This window comes from Desulforapulum autotrophicum HRM2 (assembly GCF_000020365.1).
Taxonomy (GTDB): domain Bacteria; phylum Desulfobacterota; class Desulfobacteria; order Desulfobacterales; family Desulfobacteraceae; genus Desulforapulum; species Desulforapulum autotrophicum.
Genome location: NC_012108.1, coordinates 4342492 through 4362836, shown reverse-complemented (window position 1 = coordinate 4362836; position 20345 = coordinate 4342492). Strand labels below are relative to the sequence as shown.

General features: G+C 51.0%; 14 protein-coding genes. 12 read left to right on the top strand and 2 right to left on the bottom strand.

What is annotated here, in order from left to right; translation table 11 throughout:
- Positions 1–200 precede the first annotated feature (200 nt).
- Positions 201–2000 (top strand): sigma-54-dependent Fis family transcriptional regulator, encoded by a 1800-nt coding sequence (locus HRM2_RS19135; RefSeq protein WP_015905679.1) that lies wholly within the window; start codon positions 201–203, stop codon positions 1998–2000.
- 272 nt (positions 2001–2272) lie between these two features.
- Here HRM2_RS19135 and HRM2_RS19130 read toward each other — a convergent pair whose 3' ends face one another.
- Both HRM2_RS19130 and gabT read right to left on the bottom strand, forming a co-directional pair.
- The gene (locus HRM2_RS19130; protein WP_015905678.1) at positions 2273–5029 is read right to left on the bottom strand and encodes a molybdopterin-dependent aldehyde oxidoreductase; all 2757 of its coding nucleotides are present in this window, start codon (positions 5027–5029) and stop codon (positions 2273–2275) included.
- A 129-nt stretch (positions 5030–5158) separates the two neighbouring features.
- On the bottom strand, positions 5159–6466 hold the full coding sequence (gene gabT / locus HRM2_RS19125) for a 4-aminobutyrate--2-oxoglutarate transaminase (RefSeq protein WP_015905677.1): 1308 nt from the start codon (positions 6464–6466) through the stop codon (positions 5159–5161).
- 592 nt (positions 6467–7058) lie between these two features.
- On the opposite strand from gabT, the gene HRM2_RS19115 reads away from it, so the two are divergent.
- The 11 genes from HRM2_RS19115 (at position 7059) to HRM2_RS19070 (ending at position 20237) form a co-directional block, all read left to right on the top strand.
- Complete coding sequence (locus HRM2_RS19115; RefSeq protein ID WP_232364080.1) at positions 7059–8138, top strand: TRAP transporter substrate-binding protein; 1080 nt, start codon at positions 7059–7061, stop codon at positions 8136–8138.
- Between the two features lie 113 nt (positions 8139–8251).
- Positions 8252–8722 (top strand): TRAP transporter small permease subunit, encoded by a 471-nt coding sequence (locus HRM2_RS19110; RefSeq protein ID WP_232364079.1) that lies wholly within the window; start codon positions 8252–8254, stop codon positions 8720–8722.
- Entirely contained in the window at positions 8719–10041 is a 1323-nt protein-coding gene (locus tag HRM2_RS19105) for a TRAP transporter large permease (protein WP_015905673.1), read from the top strand. Before HRM2_RS19110 ends, HRM2_RS19105 begins: the two co-directional genes overlap by 4 nt.
- 30 nt (positions 10042–10071) lie before the next feature.
- Positions 10072–13218, top strand: coding sequence for an NAD-glutamate dehydrogenase domain-containing protein (locus HRM2_RS19100; protein WP_015905672.1), 3147 nt, complete (start codon positions 10072–10074; stop codon positions 13216–13218).
- Positions 13219–13239: 21 nt separating this feature from the next.
- Positions 13240–15015: an aldehyde ferredoxin oxidoreductase family protein gene (locus tag HRM2_RS19095; protein ID WP_015905671.1), complete on the top strand. Its 1776-nt coding sequence runs from the start codon at positions 13240–13242 to the stop codon at positions 15013–15015.
- Positions 15016–15200: 185 nt separating this feature from the next.
- Positions 15201–15410: a hypothetical protein gene (locus HRM2_RS19090; protein ID WP_232364078.1), complete on the top strand. Its 210-nt coding sequence runs from the start codon at positions 15201–15203 to the stop codon at positions 15408–15410.
- A gap of 472 nt (positions 15411–15882) precedes the next feature.
- Positions 15883–16860 carry a CoA transferase subunit A gene (locus HRM2_RS19085; RefSeq protein ID WP_015905670.1) on the top strand — a complete coding sequence of 326 codons (978 nt, stop codon included), beginning with the start codon at positions 15883–15885 and terminating at the stop codon, positions 16858–16860.
- Positions 16861–16875: 15 nt separating this feature from the next.
- Positions 16876–17637, top strand: coding sequence for a CoA-transferase subunit beta (locus tag HRM2_RS19080; protein ID WP_015905669.1), 762 nt, complete (start codon positions 16876–16878; stop codon positions 17635–17637).
- A gap of 105 nt (positions 17638–17742) precedes the next feature.
- The gene (gene acd, locus HRM2_RS19075) at positions 17743–18906 is read left to right on the top strand and encodes a glutaryl-CoA dehydrogenase Acd (protein ID WP_015905668.1); all 1164 of its coding nucleotides are present in this window, start codon (positions 17743–17745) and stop codon (positions 18904–18906) included.
- Positions 18907–18987: 81 nt separating this feature from the next.
- Positions 18988–19122 carry a hypothetical protein gene (locus tag HRM2_RS28090; protein WP_269719589.1) on the top strand — a complete coding sequence of 45 codons (135 nt, stop codon included), beginning with the start codon at positions 18988–18990 and terminating at the stop codon, positions 19120–19122.
- Positions 19122–20237, top strand: a complete 1116-nt coding sequence (locus HRM2_RS19070; RefSeq protein WP_015905657.1) for a sodium ion-translocating decarboxylase subunit beta — start codon at positions 19122–19124, stop codon at positions 20235–20237. Before HRM2_RS28090 ends, HRM2_RS19070 begins: the two co-directional genes overlap by 1 nt.
- Positions 20238–20345 lie beyond the last annotated feature (108 nt).

The window sequence follows — 20345 nt, the reverse complement described above, 5'->3', positions numbered from 1 at the left end:
TCCTGCTTATGACATGACCCTGCTTTTTGTCAAGAAGAGAGTATAAAATGGCGCAGCAAAATGCAACTTTCAGGTGTTACAGCGACATCATGGGCCAAAAAACCATGGTACGGATTTTAAATTTGTCCCAAAGGGCTAAATCGTGTAAGCTATAATACAATATTGTGATTCCTCAAAGTTAAAGGAGCTGTAAACCAGAAATGTGTTCCATGATTTCAGAACTTTTCCAGATGGAAGCCTCTTCCCTTGAGGAAAAAGATGGGGCGCTTTCCCGGGGAAAAATTATCGACGTTTTTCTCAATGCAATTTCAGATGCAATTATCGTTTTTGACACCCGCTTCCGGGTGCTGATTTCCAATGAAAGGTGTCAGCAGACTTTAGCCATTTTCCCTGGAACCCTCCTTGATTCAACCCTTCCAGAACTTTCAGCCGGGGTCTCAACCGTGATCCAGACAATGGCGCCCCTTGTTGACCTGGTTGTTGAACGGGGAAAACGTCATTTCTCCGTAGACATTCATCCCATTGTTCATCGCCATGGGGTGGAAGGTGTCTTTTCGATTTTACATGAAACTACGGAGATGGATCGTCTTAAAAAAAAAGTGAAGTATTTTCAGCATTTGTCCTATGAACTGGATACCCTCATCGATTCAAGCAATGACGGATTGTGGATCTGTGACGGCAATGGGGTTGTGTTGCGCCTCAACGCGGCATCCGAACGGTTGAACGAACTCAAGGCTGAGGATATGATTGGAAAGTGCATGACGCAGATCGTGGCAGAGGGGTATATCAACAAATCCGTCACCCTGGATGTTCTTAAAACAGGCAAGAGAACCAGCATCTTTCAGAAAACCAGGACCGGAAAAAAGCTTTTTCTGACGGGGACCCCTGTGTTTGACAAGGAAACCGGGAAGATTTTCAGGGTGGTGGTAAATGAAAGGGATATCACTGAAATTACAGATCTTCAGGCAGAGTTGAAAGAGACCGAGGCGTTAAATGATCGATACAAACGAGATCTGCTGGAGCTGCAGATCGAAGAGACAGAATCCAGAGAGGTCATCGCCAGGAGTGCAAATTATGTGGCAACCATCCAGAAGGCGGTAAAACTTGCCCATGTGGATTCCACGGTTGTTTTTCTGGGTGAGTCCGGAACGGGCAAAAGTATCCTTGCTAACTTGATTCACAAACATTCTGCAAGGGCGGATGAGCCTCTGATAAAGCTTAACTGTGGTGCAATCCCTGAATCCCTGGTTGAAAGTGAACTGTTTGGGTATGAAAAAGGCGCTTTTACCGGGGCCCATAAATCAGGGAAACCGGGCAAGTTTGAAATGGCGGACAAGGGCACTCTTTTTCTGGATGAGATTGGAGAGCTGCCCCTCTCCTCCCAGGTCAAGCTTTTGGGTTTTCTTGAAGACGGAACGGTCTGCCGTGTGGGTGGAACTGTTGACAGAATCATTGATGTACGCATCATTGCAGCCACAAACCAGGATCTCAAGGCCATGATCGAGAAGAACCTGTTTAGAAGGGATCTCTATTACAGGCTCAATGTCATACCCCTTGCCATTCCTCCCCTGAGGGAAAGAAAAGAGTGCATCCTTCCCCTGCTCAACCACTATGTTGAACTGTTCAGCAAAAAATATGCGATGAAAAGGGCGGTCTCCCTCACCTCGGAAGTGTCAGATGCCCTTGTCTTATACGATTATCCTGGAAATGTCAGGGAGTTGATAAATATTTGTGAACGCCTTGTGGTCATGTCAAGCAAGGGTTGCATGGCCTATACGGATCTTCCTGCCAGTGTTTTATCCTCCGTGGGATCTGGAACCTGTGAGCAGGAACTGTGGGACTCTGCCCTCACCCTTCAGGAGATGATCGAACGTCTGGAAAAAAAGGTGCTTGAAAAAACCATGCAAACCCAGGGCACCCAGAAGAAAACTGCAGAACTTCTGGGGCTCAATCAATCCACCGTGGCCCGAAAACTTAAAAAATACGCCCTGGGCACATGACCTAAAAACCCGCCACCATAAAGTGTTTATCAGAAACTCTCGTCTGACCGGTAGACGGGAACGGGTATAACCCTCCGCTCATTCTCGCAGCCCGTCCTGGGCTGCTCCGAGGGAAACGGCAGCTCCTTCAGCGTCCATGCTGATCGCTGCCGTTTAATCCGCTGCGGGTAATACCCGTTCCCGCCTACCTCTGCTGTAGAGTTCCTATATTCGTTGAGGCCGGAGCCATACCTCGCTCCGGCCGTGCCGGTTATATAGTGACGGGTTGGTTTTTATGTCGTTGCGCCTCCCTGGGCTGTGGCCTGGTTGGCCTTTAATCCTTCCAGGATCTTTTCAGGAAGAGCCGGAAGCCTTCGGATGCGAACGCCGCAGGCATTGTAAATGGCGTTGAGGATTGCCGGATGGGGCGCAGTAAGGGGCAATTCGCCAATGCCAGAAGCACCATAGGGACCGCCGTGTTGCCGGGGATGGTTCATGTGAATGAGCTCCATTTCGTCGGGAACATCTTCGATATAGGGTAGACCTGCCCCCATCAGGGTCGAATGTCGCCCGATATTTTCGAAATCTTCAGACAGGGCAAGCCCGATGCCCTGGGCAAGTCCGCCGTACATCTGTCCTTCCACGGTTGCAATGTTATTGATTACGCCAATATCTGAAACAAAGGTAAATTTTTCAACCTTTACCTTGCCCGTTGTGATGTCCACGGCCGTTTCAGCCATGAACAGGCCATACATCAGTGCTCCAAAGGGCTTCCCCTGGCCGTTTTCATCGCACACGGTGCCGCCCATGTTGGTCCAGGTGCCGGTGTGGCGGGTTTGCAGGTTCTCCGCCTTCATCTCCCCATAGGTCCTGAAGGTGCCGTCATCTTTTGCCATGGCGTTGAGCAGGCGCTCGCATCCGTTTAAAATGGCATTTCCCTTGACCACCTGGGAGCTGCTTCCCGATGCTGCCCCTGCATTGGGAGCCAGGGCCGTGTCGTTCATCACAAGTTTGATCGCTTCGGGTGCAAGTCCAAGGGGTTTTAGGGCTTCATGGGCCGTTCCCAGGGCACCGATATCCGCTCCCTGGCCATGGTCTTCCCAGTTGTTGAATACGGTGACGCCCTCTTCGGTCAACTCGACTATGATGTCTGCGGTGTCTGGGCCGTCATGGGTTGCGCCGAACACTCCCAGGGCAACGCCCACCCCTTTTTTCTCGGTTTGAGTGGATTCCTTGTTTGCCCGGCCCAGGGCTGCCTGGTATTTGGGGCGGAGGGTGTCGATCAGGGCAGGATAGACGTAGACATCCGGTGCCTGTCCAAAGGGAAAGGTGTCGCCTTCACGGATTACGTTCAGGTAGCGGAGTTCCAGGGGATCCATTCCTATTTTTTCTGCAAGTTCGTCCATGAGGACCTCTGTGGCAAGGTAAGCCTGGGGAGATCCAAAGGCTCTGAAGGCAGACCCCCAGGTCTGGTTGGTACATACGGTATACCCGACCCCCCGGATGTTTGGAATGCCGTAGTTTGCTCCCATGAACTGGGTGCCCCTCTGGGTGAGGCGCTCGGAAAATTCAGAATAGGGGCCATGGTCCACATAGAATTTGGTTTCCATGGCTGTTATTTTTCCGGTTTTGTCTGCGCCAAATTTCATGTGTATATCAAACGGTGACCGGTTGGGGGTATAGCCGATGGTCTGGGCCATATCATAGCCAAGGAACACGGGTTTTCCTGTGGCAAGCACGGCAGCACCGATGATTGCCTCGCAGGTGATGCTCAGTTTATACCCGAATGAACCGCCTGAGTTGTTCTGGATGATTCGGATCTGATCGGGTTCAAGGCCGAGCCCGGGGGCCATCTGAGCCTTGTGAAAGTAGATCCAGATGCTTTTGGACTGGATTGTCAAACGACCCGCTTCGTCCATGTAGCCAAACCCGACATCGGGTTCCATGACTAGGTGGGGCTGGCGCTGGAGGTAAAAATCATTTTCCACGACATGGTCGGATGCTGCCATGATGGGAGCGGTATCTTCCCCCTTTGCAATTCGTTTTTCGTTGTAAATGTTGGGGGTGCCCGGGTGGATCTCCATGGCATCAGGCGCAATGGCCGCCATGGCAGAAAGGTATGCCGGCAGCGGCTCAAGGTCCAGTATGACCGTTTTGGCTGCGGCGTCTGCATTTTTCTGGGTATCGGCACACACAAGGGCGACCACGTCACCACGCATGAAAATCTTTTCATCGCAGAAGATGGGCCGGTCCAGTCCATTCTGGCAGGGGGTCGGCTGGCCAACGATTTTATTGGTCCCTTTGATATCCTTGGCCGTGACGATTTTGTAGACTCCGGGCATTTTTTCAGCCCTGGAGATGTTGATGCCTTTAATAACGGCGTGGGAGATCTCGGATTGAACCATGGCCCCGTAAAGGGTGTCCCTGGGCAGTTTGTTTCTGAAATCTTCGCCAAAATCCCAGGTGCCGGTGGCCTTGTAGACAGCGCTGGGTCTTGGATAGGAGGTTCCCCACACCTCGCCTTTTTTGCCCAGCAGGGATGAAAACGCTGCCATCTCTTTTTCGTTCCTGAGAACCTTTGCCGCATCCATGACTGCATCAACGATTTGCTTGTATCCCGTGCACCGGCAGGCGTTGCGGTATTTCTGAAACCAGGCGCGAACCTCATGGCGTGCAGGATCGGGATTCTGGTCGAGAAATACTTTTGCGCTTATGATGAAACCCGGGGTGCAGAATCCGCACTGAATGGCGCCATGGACGGTAAACGCCCACTGCAGGGGGTGAAGCTTTTCCACGTCGCCCAGTCCTTCAATGGTCATAATTGTTGAATCATTGGGTACCCTGGCCCATTTGGTGATGCACGAACGAATTAATTTGCCGTTCAAGATGACATTGCAGGCACCGCATTGTCCCTTGTTGCAACCAATTTTTGTGCCGGTCAACCCGAGATTTTGCCGAATCACCTCTGCAAGGCTTGTGTCTGCATCTGCGATAACGGTCTGGGGGATGCTGTTAATGTAAATCTTTTTGTTGAGAAATTCGTTTGGCAAAAGGGGTTCCTCCGTGAAATTTAGGTCTGGATATTATCATTGGTCGATTGTCACGACGGGGAAAACAGGGTCAGACCCAGGTTGCTGTGGGGGTGCCACAACAATACCCCAGCGCCTGACCCATACCACTTATTTTGTAAGTTCGTGGAGGCTCTCTTCCAGGATGGACAGCCCCTTGTCCAGTTGCGCGTCGGTGATGACGAAAGGCATGAGGGTTCTGATGACATTTCCAAAGTTGCCGCAGGACAGAAGAATAAGACCCTTGTCAAAACAGATCTGTGTCAGTTTCTTGGTCAGCTCGGTTGCGGGTTCTTTGGTCTCCCTGTCTTTGACAAGCTCCATTCCAAGCATGGGTCCCTTGCCTCTGACTTCGCCGATGATTTCAAACTTGCTCTGGAGGTCAGAAAACCGTTTCTGGAGAATTTCACCAAGCTCACGGGAACGTTCAAGGAGTTTGTCCTCGAACAAAATTTCGAGAACGGCAAGGGCTGCTGCGCATGAGATGGGGTTGCCTGAATAGGTGCCGCCCAGGCCGCCAATGTGGGGGGCTTCCATGAACTCTTTTCTGCCGGTGATGGCAGAAAGGGGCATTCCACCTCCCAGGCTCTTTGCCATGGTGACGATATCAGGCTCAACGTTCCAGTGCTCAATGGCCAGAAATTTGCCGGTTCTTCCGGCGCCGGACTGGACCTCGTCAATGATCAGGGCAATACCGTATTTCTTGCAGATTGCGGCAAGTTTGGGAAAGTACTCGGGCGGAGGTGTGACAAAACCGCCTTCGCCCTGGATGGGCTCTGCAATGATGGCTGCCGTTGATTCTGCTGCCACGTTGGAGATGAAAAAATCTTCCAGGTAATCTGCGCAGGCAACGCCGCAGTTGGGGTATTTGAGCCCAAACGGGCATCGGTAGCAGTAGGCATAGGGGATACGGTAAACTTCTGGAGCAAACGGACCAAAACCGAATTTATAGGGTTTGACCTTACTTGTCAAAGACATGGTCAGCAGGGTTCTGCCGTGGAAACCGTTTTCCATGGCAATCACAGCCGGTCTCTTTGTGGCGTAGCGTGCGATCTTGACGGCATTTTCAACGGCTTCGGCACCTGCGTTGGCAAACATGGTCATTTTTGGGAAATCCCCAGGTACAAGCTCGTTCAACTTTGCTGCAAGGTCAACGTAGGATTCGTACATTCCCACATGGAAGCAGGTATGGATAAATTTGTCTGCCTGATCCTTGATGGCTGCAACTACTTTTGGATGGGCGTGTCCAACATTGTTGACCCCGATGCCCCCGGCAAAATCGATGTATTCCTTGCCTTCAAGATCGGTCATAGTTGCGCCGGATGCCTTTGCAATATACGCCGGCGTTATATTGGCAGGCCCCTGGGGAACGTTCTTATTACGCAATTTCTGATAATAGTCTGATCTGTTTTCTGTCATGATCTTTTTCTCCATCAATAATAAAATGCGGTTTTATTGGTTTACTCATTCCAGGATGTTGTCCGTTGTCTGTACAAGCACAGCAATTTGTGTGCCTTGTCGTTGTTTTTTCCGGGTCAAAGGCCTGTCTGCCTTGAAAACCGGACTGAATGGGGAATTATGGGGTGGTTTACGTGGCCGGGAAAGAATTGTTTTGATGCATGGGTGCATTAAATATGCGCGGGTGCATATTAGGGTTAAATCTGCTTGATCTCCCTTAACCACAGGTTTGGCAGCTGTTTTTCTTTTCCAGGGATATGTACCAGTGCATACAATCAAGAACATTGTTCTTTCATTTTTGTCCTGGAACCAATACTGTTCCCTTAAGATTTACCAACAGCTACCTGTTTCCGGCAAGTTTGAGCTGCTGGCATACAGTTTGCTACCGAATTAACTGTTTGAAAAAAGGCGATTAAGGCCATCGCTGTTCATCTGGCTGGGTTTGGAGTTGGAAAAATGTGTTGAGCCAAAGAGGAGGTGCCAAAGACTGCATAGATCTTATCGTGAATTTCGTAACAGGAGTGTCCGTTGCAGAACTGAAAATGAGAAAATAATGAAAAAAGGAGTAGCAACCATGCCGATTATCCAACGTGTGTTTTCCTATATTTCCAAGTTTTTGATTCTTTCCATTGCCGTGATGTTGACGCTTTCCCTGTCAACCGCTGTTAATAAGGCCCATGCTAAAAAGGTCTACAAGTTCACCATGCAGAATATGTTCTCCCTGAATCATCCTGTGACCACTGCCGTAAAGGAGATGGCCAAGAATCTGAACAAGGAGAGCAACGGCAGGATCAAGATCCAGGTGCTTCCATCGGGCGCCCTTGTGAAAGGTCCAAATGTTTTTGAGACCGTTGGGAACGGTTCAATTGATATGGGAACCACGTGCAGCTGCTACCACGGCGGTATCCTCCCCGTTGCTGCAACTTCGTTTGCCCTTCCCGGAGATCCAAGGGGTGTGGATGAGATCACGGATTTCATTTATCAGCCCGCTACCATTGCGTTTCTTCGTGACGCCTATGCCAGCCAGAACGTGTTTTACGGGGCCCCCCTTGTGTGGGATGGATATACCATCGTGTCCAAGGAACCCATCAAGACCTGGGAAGATTTGAAAAAAATTAAGATCAGGGCTTCAGGAACCATTGCCAAAACCCTCATGGAAATGGGTGTCCCCACGGTTTTCATTCCTTTTTCAGAGATATATGTGGCCCTTTCCCGGGGAACCATTGATGCTGAGATCAGTGGCAGCCATGCAGAAAGCTATCTTGCCAAGACCTATGAAGTGGCAAAATACCAGACTGTTCCCAATATCAGCGGTGCCCAGAACTGTGAGGTGATTCTCAATATGGAGAGATGGCAGGAACTTCCCGACGATCTCAAGGCCATATTTGAAAAAGCCCTTAAAACATGCTCCCTTAAGGTCGCCCAGATCTTTAACGAAGACGCTGTCTCGGTCAAAGCTAAGATGGAGGCCGAGGGTGCCCAGTTTATTCAGCTTTCCGATGATGCTGTAACTCAGTGGATGCACACCGCAGTCAACCTCTGGGATAACCAGCTGGCAAAGGAAGATGAACTTTCTGCGAAATATATTGAACTTGTCAAGCAGGATTTGAGAAACCGCGGCTATAAGTTCTAGAAAACGTCAGCCCCGGACCCGGATGGGTCCGGGGCTGATCCTATCCACATCAGCACAGATATATGGGATCTTATATGCAAAAAATCGAAACGTTTATCAATGTTGTCGAGACGATGAACAAGAAGATCGGCAGGGCAGCGTCCTACCTGATTTTTGTGTTCATGTTACTCATGGTATATGAAGTCATCGCAAGGTATTTCTTTGACAGTCCCACCATCTGGGTCCATGAACTCTGCGGGTTTTTGTTCGCAGGCTATGTGGCCCTGACCGGGGCATGGGTGCTCCTTGAAAAAGGGCATGTGGCCGTTGATATCATCTATCAATACTTTCCAGACAAGGCCAAGGACCTGGCAGATATGGTTGTTTCCATTATTGCTCTGTTCATGTTCACCGTCCTGTTCTGGCAGGGGTATAAATTTGCCTGGCACGCATTTGTTACAGGGCAACATTCCCATACGCTTTTCGCACCCCTGCTCTGGCCGGTCAAGACCATGCTTCCCCTGGGTTCGCTGTTCTTCCTTCTTCAGATTCTGGCAGATCTTGCCCGGAGCATCATTCAATTCAAGCAGAGGAGCACACGATGAATCCTGCACTGGTCGTTGTTGTAATGTTTCTGGCTGTTGTTGTTCTTTTTATCCTCAGAACCCCCGTGGCCTTTACCCTTGGGGCCGTCGGCATTCTTTCGCTGCTCATGATCAACGGGCCAAGATTTCTGATGCTTCTGCCTCCCTCGATTCTTGAGAACATGTCCAGTATCATCCTTCTGGCCATTCCCCTGTTTATCTTCATCGGGTGTATGCTTGAAAAGTCAGGCATTGCAGATGAAATATTTGAAATGATCTATAAATGGCTTGGGCCCATACCGGGCGGGCTTGCCATTGGAACGGTCTTTATCTGTGTGATTTTTGCCGCCATGGTGGGGGTGGTTGGGGCAGCAACGGTCACCATGGGGCTGATTGCCCTTCCTGCAATGCTCAAAAGAGGATACAAAACCACCCTGGCCATTGGCTGCATTTCCGGCGGCGGTGCCCTGGGGTTTCTCATTCCTCCCAGTGTAACCATGATCGTCTATGCCTCTTTGTCCAATCTTTCCATTGGCAAGATGTTTCTGGCAGGCGTTTTACCTGGGTTTATGCTGGCAGGGCTTTTCATGGGTTACATCCTCATCCGCAGTTTGATCAATCCTTCGCTTGCGCCCCCCGTGCCCAAGGAAGAGCGGGCCACCTGGGCTGAAAAATTTCTCTGTATTAAAAACCTGGCAATGCCCTTTGTCCTGATTTTTTCCATCATGGGTACCATTTTTTCCGGCATGGCAACCCCGACGGAAGCGGCCGCCGTGGGTGCGTTTGTGTCGATTCTCATTGTAGTCGCACGGGTAAGGTCTGTTAAAGGGGTAGCAAAAATTATCTCCACTGCCGCAGAAAAAACAGCCTACCTCACCAGTATGGTATTGTGGATCATCATTGGCTGCCTTGCCTTTTCTGCCGTGGTCAACACCCTGGGACTGCCAAGTCTTTTAAATGATTTTATCGAATCTTTGGGCATCAACCGTTGGGTGGTTCTCATTGCCATGCAGCTCAGTTTTTTCTTTCTTGGAATGGTCATGGACGATCTGCCCATCATCATGATCACAGTACCCATCTATGTCCCACTGATAAGCCTTCTGGGATTTGATCCCCTCTGGTTTGGCATTCTTTTTATCGTAAACATGCAGATGGCATACCTGACACCGCCTTTTGGGTTTGTTCTCTTTTATATGCGGGGGGTTGTACCTGCAAATATTTCCATGGGGCAGATATATAAATCGGTGTGGCCGTTTATTGGGCTGCAGTTTCTCTGCCTGCTGCTGATCATGCTTTTTCCTGAAATCGTTCTCTGGCTTCCATCCATTGTTGGCATGTAGATTTATAATTTAAAGTAAGGAGTAGTCGTCGTGGAAAATAATTCCGGTTGTTTTGCTTCTGTCACAAAGGGCCATGAGATCATTGACAAGGCCCAGGGGGTAAATCTTGATTTCAAGATTTTATATGAGGCTGTTATTGATCTTGCCTCCGAAGGCCTGATCACGGCAAATTGTATTAACATGGCCGCTGGAATTCTCTTGAACGACCTGGGGCTGCCCAATTATTTCTTTGAAAATATCAGCAAAGCGTCACTCAAACAGATCCTGGCATCCATTGCCACCAGTATCACCTTTCAGGATGACAAGGTGGTTCTGGTGGGGCGGGTGGCCCATGTGGATTTTGATCTGGAGCAGAATAACAATTTCCAGAAGGTCAGAATTGCCACCCGGGAGACCCGGGACAGCATGGAAAAAATTCTGGAAAATCTCATCCCGGGGCACAGCCGTGAGTATTACTACAGCCCGGAAAACGATTATTTCACCTATATGATCCGGCCGGAAACGGTTCAGGATTATACGAAAAACGAATTCACCTCATCCCGGTTTCTCTACACCCTTGCCGGTGATTATATCTCCACCCCCGAACCCACAAGAAGGCGATATGAACGTTTCCTGGCAGCGGTTGAGAAATCAGTAACTCCGCTCATTGAGGTGTTTAATCTGCCCGAGACAGGCGAGACCCGCCTGATGTTCGACAGCGATTTTGCATCCCCCCAGCTGCCTGTGCTCAGGCGACTGTTTGAAGACCATGGCCTGGTTTTGATGCGGGCCTATTGGGAGCCCTATTGGGCGGATTCGTCCGTTCCCTCGTCCATCTGTTCGGTCTACCTCCAGGGAGAGTTGTCCAGGAAAAAAGAAAAAGAAATCCTGGCCGACCTGGGGTCGTTTCTTGCCTTTAATGTGAACGCGATAACGGATTTATACGTTGAGGGCAAGCTGACCTTCCAGGAGATGATCTTTGCCGGCAATGCCATTGATTTCACCCATATGTTTGTTTTCAAGGAGAGTGAAAATGCAATGGATCGCGAGATCCTGGCAACCCTTTCCACACGGGATCACAGGGACGCCTTTTCCGCAAGGGTGCACAGCTCCAACAAATCGACCTTCAGCTTCAAGATTATAATGAGCACGGCAAAGGAGAATCCTGATCTGTTCAAGCGGCTGTTTGCCCTTTTTGATAAAAAATTTCATCCCGGCATATCCCAGGGCATAACGGTCGGTGATCTTGATGGTGAATTCAAGGCGTTTAAAGATATCATTGCCTCCAGGTTTATTGATTTTACCCTTGGCTACGATATCTTTGAATTCATGTTTAAAATCGTGGCCTGCACCCTGAAGACCAATTTCTATAAACCTGAAAAACGTTCGTTTGCCTTTCGGTTTGACAACCGGATCCTTGATCCCCTTGTGTTTGACCAGTTTGTTTTTGGCGTCTTTCTTGTGAACGGTCATTACGCCTGCGGTACCCACCTGAGAGCCGACGACATTGCCCGGGGGGGGTTGCGGCTTATCAGGGTATCGCGTTCCAACCATTCAGCCGAGTTAGACAATGCCGTGCTTCTTAATTATGCCCTGGGGCCCAAGGCCCAGCGGTTAAAGCACAAGGATATCTGTGAGAGCGGGTCCAAGGGGGTGGTTGTGCCCCATGCCCTTTATTCGGGCTACGGCATGGATGCCCTTTACGACTACACCGAAGGTATAATGGATTTAATGCTCGGGGATGATTCGATCCTTGATTACCATGGTATGCCGGAGATGATTTTTTTTGGTCCGGATGAGGGCACTGCACCGTTCATGGATGCCGTTGCCCTGCGTGCAAAGGCCAGGGGGTACAAGCACTGGCGTACCATGACCACGGGGAAAAGTTTTGGGATTCCCCATGACATATATGGGCTGCTCGACAATGGAGATCTGTTTGGCCTCCTGGAAGGGGAGGGCAAAGATCAGGGAACCCGGCTGTACATCAATGGAACAGCGTCACCTGCCACAATGGACATGGATCTTATCCATGACAGGATCGGGGGAAAGATTCAGGTCAGCGGCATGACCACCACGGGGGTGATGGCCTGCTTCAGGACACTTGTCTCCCATTACGGGGCAGCTGAAGAGGATCTCAACCTCATGATCACGGGGGGGCCCGACGGCGATCTTGGTGGCAACGAAATCCAGTGCTACCGGGGAAAGATCTGCCTAGTCCTTGATGGTGGTTCGGTTCTGTTTGATCCCCATGGCCTTGACAGAAAAGAGTTGATGAAAATCGCCTTTATGCGCCACACCTCTCCCCGGGCAAATTCCCTTGAATTTCCCGTGGATAAACTCAGCCCCCAGGGGTTCAGGGTGGCGGTGACAGACAAAAATATCATCCTTCCCAACAACAGGCGGGTGGAGGATGGAAGGGTGTTCCACCGAAATTTTCTGTCCGATCCTGCCAACCGGGAGATCATCAGCCAGGCAAAGATAGAGGCCTTTATTCCCTGCGGTGGATTTAAAGACACCATCAACCAGGGTAACGTGGTGAAATTTACCTCCCTTTTCAAGGAGCTCAGGTTCATTGTAGAGGGTGCCAACGTTTTTTTCGACGACGCATCAAGGCGCTACATTGCCACATCTACCCCCATCAAGCAGATTAAAGACACCACGGCCAACAAGGGTGGTGTGTTTTCAAGCTCCATTGCTGAGGTACTCACGGGTTTTGTTTTTGGTGAAGACTACGAAGAGAAACTGCTGAACGATACCGAAACCCGGTGGGCCCTGATCCGGGATATCATGGCATTGGTGGATAATAATGCCGTGGCTGAAACCAGTATGCTCATCCAGATCCATGAAACAGATCCGAGCGTTCCCCTGTTTGTTCTTTCCGAACTGACCAGTGAGGAGATCTTTTCCGTGCAAAAGCTGTTTGAAGAAAAACTTCCAGAAATCCTGGAAGACCAGGACATGGTCTGGCATGTCATGGAGAATTATATCCCGGCCATCATCATCAAGAAACTTGGCCGGAAGGGGATCATGGATCTTTTGAACTCGGAGGCCCTCCAGGCCTATCGTAATGCCATTATCACCAAGAAGCTTTCTTCCATGGCCTTTTACCGTTATGGTCTCAGCTGGGAAACCTTTGTAGCCGAGATCAAGTCCAACTTCTCAGAGGGTGTCGCAAGCATCGCTTTGCCAATGAACTAGGCTGTTTCAAGGAGGTAGAACATGCATGGTTTTTACGACAGAATACTCAAGATAGACCTCGATCAGCGATCGTTTGAAATAGATAGCGTTCCCGAGGAGATCCAGAGAACATATCTCGGCGGCAAGGGGTTGGCCTCCTACCTGCTCTATACGCTCAACCCCCCCGGGGTTGACCCCCTTGCCCCTGAGAATCATCTTATATTTGCCACAGGTCCCGTGACCCAGAGTTCCATCTGGGGGTCGTGCAGGTACGGGGTCTTTACAAAATCCCCCCAGACCGGTTTTTATTCTGAATCCTACTCCGGGGGAAGGGTGCCTGAGGCGGTGGATGCCGCAGGGTTTGACGCCATTGTGATCCGGGGGGCCTGTGATGGGCCAACGGTCGTTGCCATAGGGCCAGAAGGTGCAAAGTTCCATGATGCAGGCGACACCTGGGGCATGGAAACCTATGCGGCCGAAGATGCCCTGAACGAGCGTTTTGCCGATCCGTCCAGGTACAAGAAAAAGGGGGCTGTGGTCATTGGCCCGGCCGCTGAAAACCTGGTGGTTTTCGGGGTAATTGAAAATGATTACTGGCGGTCTGCTGGCCGCACGGGCGTGGGAACCATCCTGGGATCGAAAAAAATCAAGGGCCTGGTCTTTTACGGGGACCGCAAGCGTACGCCCTTTTCCCCTGACGAGGTCAAGACCCTGACCCGAAAAATCATGGCCGAGGCAAAGGACAGCCCTGCCGTCAAGGCGTACAAGAGCTTTGGCACCCCCATGATGGTGGATATGCTCAACAAGGCCAAGGCCTTTCCCACCCGCTACTGGTCCCAGGGGGAGTGTGAACACAGGGAAAAGATAAATGCCTCAGCCCTTCATTCCCAATGCGATGTCAAGGCGAGTGCCTGTGGTAAGTGCCTCATGGCCTGCGGCCGCCTCACAACGGTGAAACAGGGAAGGCATGCAGGCCTTAAGATCGAAGGGCCGGAGTACGAAACCCTGTACGCCTTTGGCGGGCTGTGCATGATCGACAGCATCGAAGAAATCTGTTACCTCAACGACCTTTGCGACCGCCTGGGCATGGACACCATCACAGCCGGCAACCTGTGTGCCTTTACCATGGAGGCCGTGGAACGGGGTCGGGTGGATTATGACATCACCTATGGGGATGCCGATGGGGTGGCCCGCCTGCTCAAAGAGATATCGAGCCGGCAGGGTATCGGGGACCTCCTGGCCCAGGGCATCAAGCCAACGGCCAGGGCATGGGGACTTGAAGATATTGCCGTCCATGCCAAGGGCCTTGAGCCTGCAGGGTATGATCCCAGGGTACTCAAGGGAATGGGGCTTGCCTATGCCACATCTGACCGGGGTGCCTGCCATTTAAGGGCAACCTTTTACAAACCTGAACTTGCCGGCATGATTGAACCCGGTCAGATCGAGAACAAGGCAGCCATGCTCCTTGATTTTGAAAATCGCCTCACCCTGTTTGACACCCTTATCCTGTGCCGTTTCTACAGGGATTTTTATCTCTGGGAGGGACTGGGAGAGATGATCCATGCATTGACCGGTATTTCCGGAGACAAGGCAACCCTTCAAAGCGTTGCAGATGCCGTTAGTAACGTGGTTCGCCAATTTAACCTCAGGGAGGGGCTGACCCCGGCCGACGACCGCCTGCCCAAGGGCCTGCACCGGGAGTTGAAAAAAACCGGTCAAAACCTTGAGCCTGGAGAACTTGAATATATGCTCAAGGACTATTACCGCATTCGGGGGTGGGATGAGCAGGGCCGCCTGGCTCCGGAAGACTGTATTTAAAGTGCACGGCCACAACAAAGCATGAAACTCGATGATATAGGGGAGGCGATAGTACTATTCCGCCCCCTTTGATTTACAATGTTCCGGTCAGGGAAACCAAAGAGGGCTCGAAAGTCGAGACTTTTACAATGATGTTTCAACAGGAGTTTCTTATAACCCACATGTCCTGGCGGGTACAACGAAGCATGAAACTCGACAGTAGTAGGCGGGCGGGAACGGGTGTTGCCCTGAACGGGTTAAATGGCAACGGTGGACACGAGGTCCAAGGAGTTGCCATTTCCCTCGGAGCAGGCCATGGACGGCCTGCGAGAATGAGTGAAGGGCAATACCCGTTTCCGCCGGCCGGTCGAAGCGAGTTTCATATAAAACCGGCATGGCCTGAGCAGGGTATTTGACCTGGCCACAACGAATGATACACGCCTCTGTTTGCAATGCTTCGGTGGGTGTTTCATATAACGGCCATGTCGGCCTGCCGACACAACGAAGCATGAAACACGATAATACCGGGCAGGCGATAGTACCATTCCGCCCTCTTTGGTTACCCTGACCGGAACGGTAAACGTCGGGGGAATTTCTGCCCTTCCAGACTAAAGCGCAGGAACTGCGGGCTAAAGTCCTCAAACAGCCTGCGCTTCTTAACGCCTGGAAGGGCAAAAATCCTAACCCCTTTGGTTTACAATGTTCCAGTCAGGGAAACCAAAGAGGGCTCTAAAGTCGAGACTTTCACAATGATGTTTCGACAAGAGTTTCTTATAAAACCGGCACGGCCGGAGCGAGGTATTTGCTTTCGGCCACAACGAAATTTGAAATGCCCTCACTGGCTATGTTTTGGTGGGCGTTTCATATAAAAAAAAGGACAGACAGCGTATGAACGTCGGGCAAAATAAAGTAATGGAGCTTAAAGAGGCGATTGCCACCTTTGTTAAACCGGGCAGTCACCTTTCCATCGGCGGGTTCACCATCAACCGCAATCCCATGGCTGCGGTCTATGAGATCATTCGTCAGAAGATTAAGAATCTCCATCTCTATGTTCATTCCAATGGCCAGGGCATGGACGAACTCATTGGGGCAGGATGCATCTCAAAGCTTGAGATCGCCTATGGGGGCAATGGAAAATTTGCATCCACCTGCATACGGTTCAAGAAGGCCGTTCAGGCGGGCACCATTGAGGTGGAAGATTATACCAACTACCAGATGACTTTGAGATTTCTGGCTGGGTCCATGGGCATTCCCTTTTTGCCCACCCGGTCCTCCCTTGGTACGGATATCATTAACCGATGGGGATTTTCCAAAGAGATGAGAAAAGGTTCTCCCAAAATACCGGACGAAAAACTCATTGAGTTTGAAAATCCCTTTACAGGGTGGTGCGATACCCAAAAGGTGGTCCTGGTACCTGCCATCAACCCGGATGTCACCATCATCCATGTCCAGAAGGCAGACCGAAGCGGCAACTGCCGGATTGAAGGATTGACCTTTGCCGATGTGGAGCAGGCCAAGGCGGCCAAACACCTGGTGGTCACCTGTGAAACCCTGTGCGACAACGACGAACTCAAAAAAGAATCCAATCAAAACCAGATTCCTTTCATCCATGTGGATGCCGTGGTCCATGTGCCCAACGGGGCTTTTCCCACGGCCTGTTACATGCACTATGATTATGACCCCCAGTATCTGCACATGTATGCCGACCATGCAAAGGACGATGACATGTACCAGGCTTATCTGGATCGCTATGTTTATACGCCGCAAACCCATGGGGCACTGGTGGAACTCATGGGGGCCGATGCCATGGCACGCCTGGCAGCAGACCCGCGAACGGGCTATGCCGCCAATCTTGACCGAAGTTGAATCCAGGAGACAGGGATGGAATACACATTAAAAGAGATGATGACAATCGTAGCCGCAAGGCAGATCCAGGACTTGGACATCGTGTTTTGCGGAACGGGAATATCCATGCTGGCGGCAATGGCGGCCAAAAAAATAAATGCACCTGAGAGCGTTATTTTCTTTGAAACCGGTGCCATTGATTCACGGCTTGAAGAGATTCCCATGGCCGTGGCCGACTCCAGGGTCATGTTCCACACTTCGTCCAATGGTGGGCTTCTGGACGCGTTTGCAACCATGCAGAACAAGATCACGGGTGACCATGTGATCGGTATCCTGGGTGCGGCCCAGATCGACAAGTTCGGCAACCTGAACTCCACGGTGATCGGTGATTATGACCATCCGAAAACCCGGTTCTCCGGCAGTGGCGGCGGTTGCGACGTGGCCTCGTTTGTACCGAAAAGTCTCATCTTCATGCAGCAGGAACGACGAAAGTTTGTTAAAAAACTCGATTATCTGACCAGCCCGGGATACCTTGACGGACCGGACGGCCGAACCAATGCCGGCCTTTCCCGGGGCGGCCCCATGATGGTGATCACCAACATGGGCACCATGGGCTTTGACGATACCACTAAGGAGATGTACCTTTCTGGATATTATCCCGGCATTACACCCGAACAGATTCTGGAAAAAATGGAATTTTCAGTGGACGTTTCAAGGGCTGGTGAGGTGGCGCCGCCCACGGCTGAAGAATTGCGGATCCTGAGGGAAGAGTGTGATCCCCAGGGATTGATTCTCTAAGCATTTATAGCTGATGCTGACCCTCCGTTTCTCCGGCCGGTCCCTGGGCCTGCCTGTAATCGTTAATTGACAACTCACATAAAAATATAAAAAAGAGGAAACACAATGGATTTCAGACTCTCCAAAGAGATGACAATGTTGCAGAAGGCCGTCAGGGAATTTGTACGAAAGAAGATCACCCCCAATGCCGATGCCTGGGATGAGGCTAACTATTTTCCCTACAAGGAGGCCGTACTTCCCATGGGTGAGCTTGGGTTCTACGGCACGGTGATCCCCGAGGAGTACGGCGGAGAAGACATGGGCTGGATGGCTGCCATGATTGTCACCGAGGAGATTGCCAAGGGCTCAAGTTCTCTCAGGGTCCAGGTCAACATGCAGGTTTTGGGATGTGCATATGGGATCTTTAAATATGGTACTGAGGCCGCAAAGAAACGCTATGTTGAAAAGCTCTGCACCGCCGAATACCTGGGCGGTTTCGGTATTACCGAGGCCGATGCAGGATCTGATGTCATGGCCATGGCCACCACGGCCGAGGACAAGGGCGACCATTATCTGCTCAACGGGTCAAAGACCTGGATCTCCAATGCGGCCATTGCCGATGTTTTGATCTGCTATGCCTATACGGACAAGGAGATCGGTACCAAGGGATTGTCCGCCTTTGTGATCGAGCCGAAAAATTTTCCTGGGATCACCACATCAGCCCTTGAGAAGTTAGGTTCACACTCTTCTCCCACGGGAGAGGTGTTCCTGGATAATGTCAAGGTGCCCAAGGAGAATCTGCTTGGAAAACCAGGGGACGGGGCAAAGATTCTGTTCGGGTCCTTGAACCACACTCGTCTTTCGGCCGCAGCAGGCGGGGTGGGCCTTGCCCAGGCATGCCTTGACGAGGCCATTAAATACTGCAATACCAGGAAACAGTTTGGCAAACCCATTGGGCTTTTCCAGATGAATCAGGATATGATCGCCCAGATGGCAGCCGAGATTGATGCGGCCCGTTTCATGGTTTACCGGGCAGCCTTTGAAAAGGATCAGGGTAATATAAACAACGGTCTTGACGTTGCCAAGGCCAAGTACCTTGCAGGCGAAGTGGCCACCAAGGCGTCTAATTTTGCCATGAGAATCCTTGGGGCCTATGGCTATTCAACGGAATACCCTGTGGCCCGTTTTTACAGGGACGCCCCCACCTACAGCATGGTGGAAGGTTCTGCCAACATTTGCAAGATGATCATCGCCCTTGATCAGCTGGGCATTAAACGGGCGAACAGATAGACAACGACAAACCCGAAAACCCTGCAGCCCTTTATGGGGGCAATGGGAACAGGATTGAATTTTGCAGAGAAGGAAAGAAAGATGAACCAGACCATGGTTATTTTTGTATCTGGTATTGCCGGGGTGTTTGTGGGCATGGGGCTTCTCTATGGCGCCATTAAATTCAACACCTTCGTAACCCAATGGATACTCAACGGCAAAGGGGATAAGGCGTAATGGATCTTATTAAGTATCTCATTGAGACAACGGGTTTTGTCCATTTAACCCCGGGCATGGTGGTAATGTGGATCATTGCCCTGGGCCTGATGTATCTTGCCATTGCAAAAAACTATGAGCCGCTGCTGCTGCTGCCCATCGGGTTCGGTATCCTGGTTGCCAATCTGCCCCTTGCAGGGTTGATGACGCCTGAAGAGGGACTGCTCTGGAAATTTTATCATTTCGGCATCCAGTGGGAGGTGATTCCGCCGTTGATCTTTCTGGGCCTTGGGGCGCTTACCGATTTTGGCCCCATGCTGGCAAGACCCTCACTGCTGTTTCTGGGGGCAGGGGCCCAGGCCGGGGTGTACATCACTTTTTTTGCGGCCCAGGCCATGGGGTTCAACATCCAGGAGGCGGCCACCATCGGTATCATCGGCGGGGCTGATGGACCCACCACCATCTTTCTGGCATCCAAGCTTGCCCCCCACATGCTCGGCGTTTGTGCCGTTGCGGCCTATTCTTACATGGCCCTGGTGCCCATTATCCAGCCGCCCATCATGCGCCTGATGACCACGGATGCGGAGCGTAAGATCAGGATGAAGAAAATAAGAAAGGTCAACAAGCTGGAAAAGATTTTTTTCCCGGTTGTGGCAGCCCTTGTGATCATTCTTCTGATTCCCGCAGCAGCGCCGCTCATCGCCATGTTCATGCTGGGTAACCTTTTCAGGGAGTCCGGGGTGGTTGAACGGTTGACCCACGCCTCCCAGAACGAGCTGTTGAACATTGTCACCATTTTTCTTGGCCTGCCCGTGGGTGCTACCATGAATGCCGAGGTGTTTTTGAAACCTGAGGTGATTTTTGTGTTCTGCCTGGGTCTTGTTGCCTTTTCCGTGAGTACGGCAATGGGGATTGTACTTGCTAAGATCATGAATCTGTTTCTAAAGGATAAGATCAATCCGTTGCTGGGGGCTGCAGGGGTATCTGCCGTGCCCATGGCGGCCCGGGTGGTCCACAAGGTGGCCCAGGAGGCCGACAAAAAGAATTATCTGCTGATGTATGCCATGGGACCCAATGTGGCAGGCGTCATTGGTACTGTCATTGCCGCAGGGATTTTTCTGACCCTGTTGCAGTAGATGGAGCAGGGAGTTTGACATAAAAAATACCACGGTTGTCTAATGGCTGACCGAAAAACCATGTTTGGGCGAAAAGTTGCCCATATGCAAGGCGCAAGAAATTCTGCA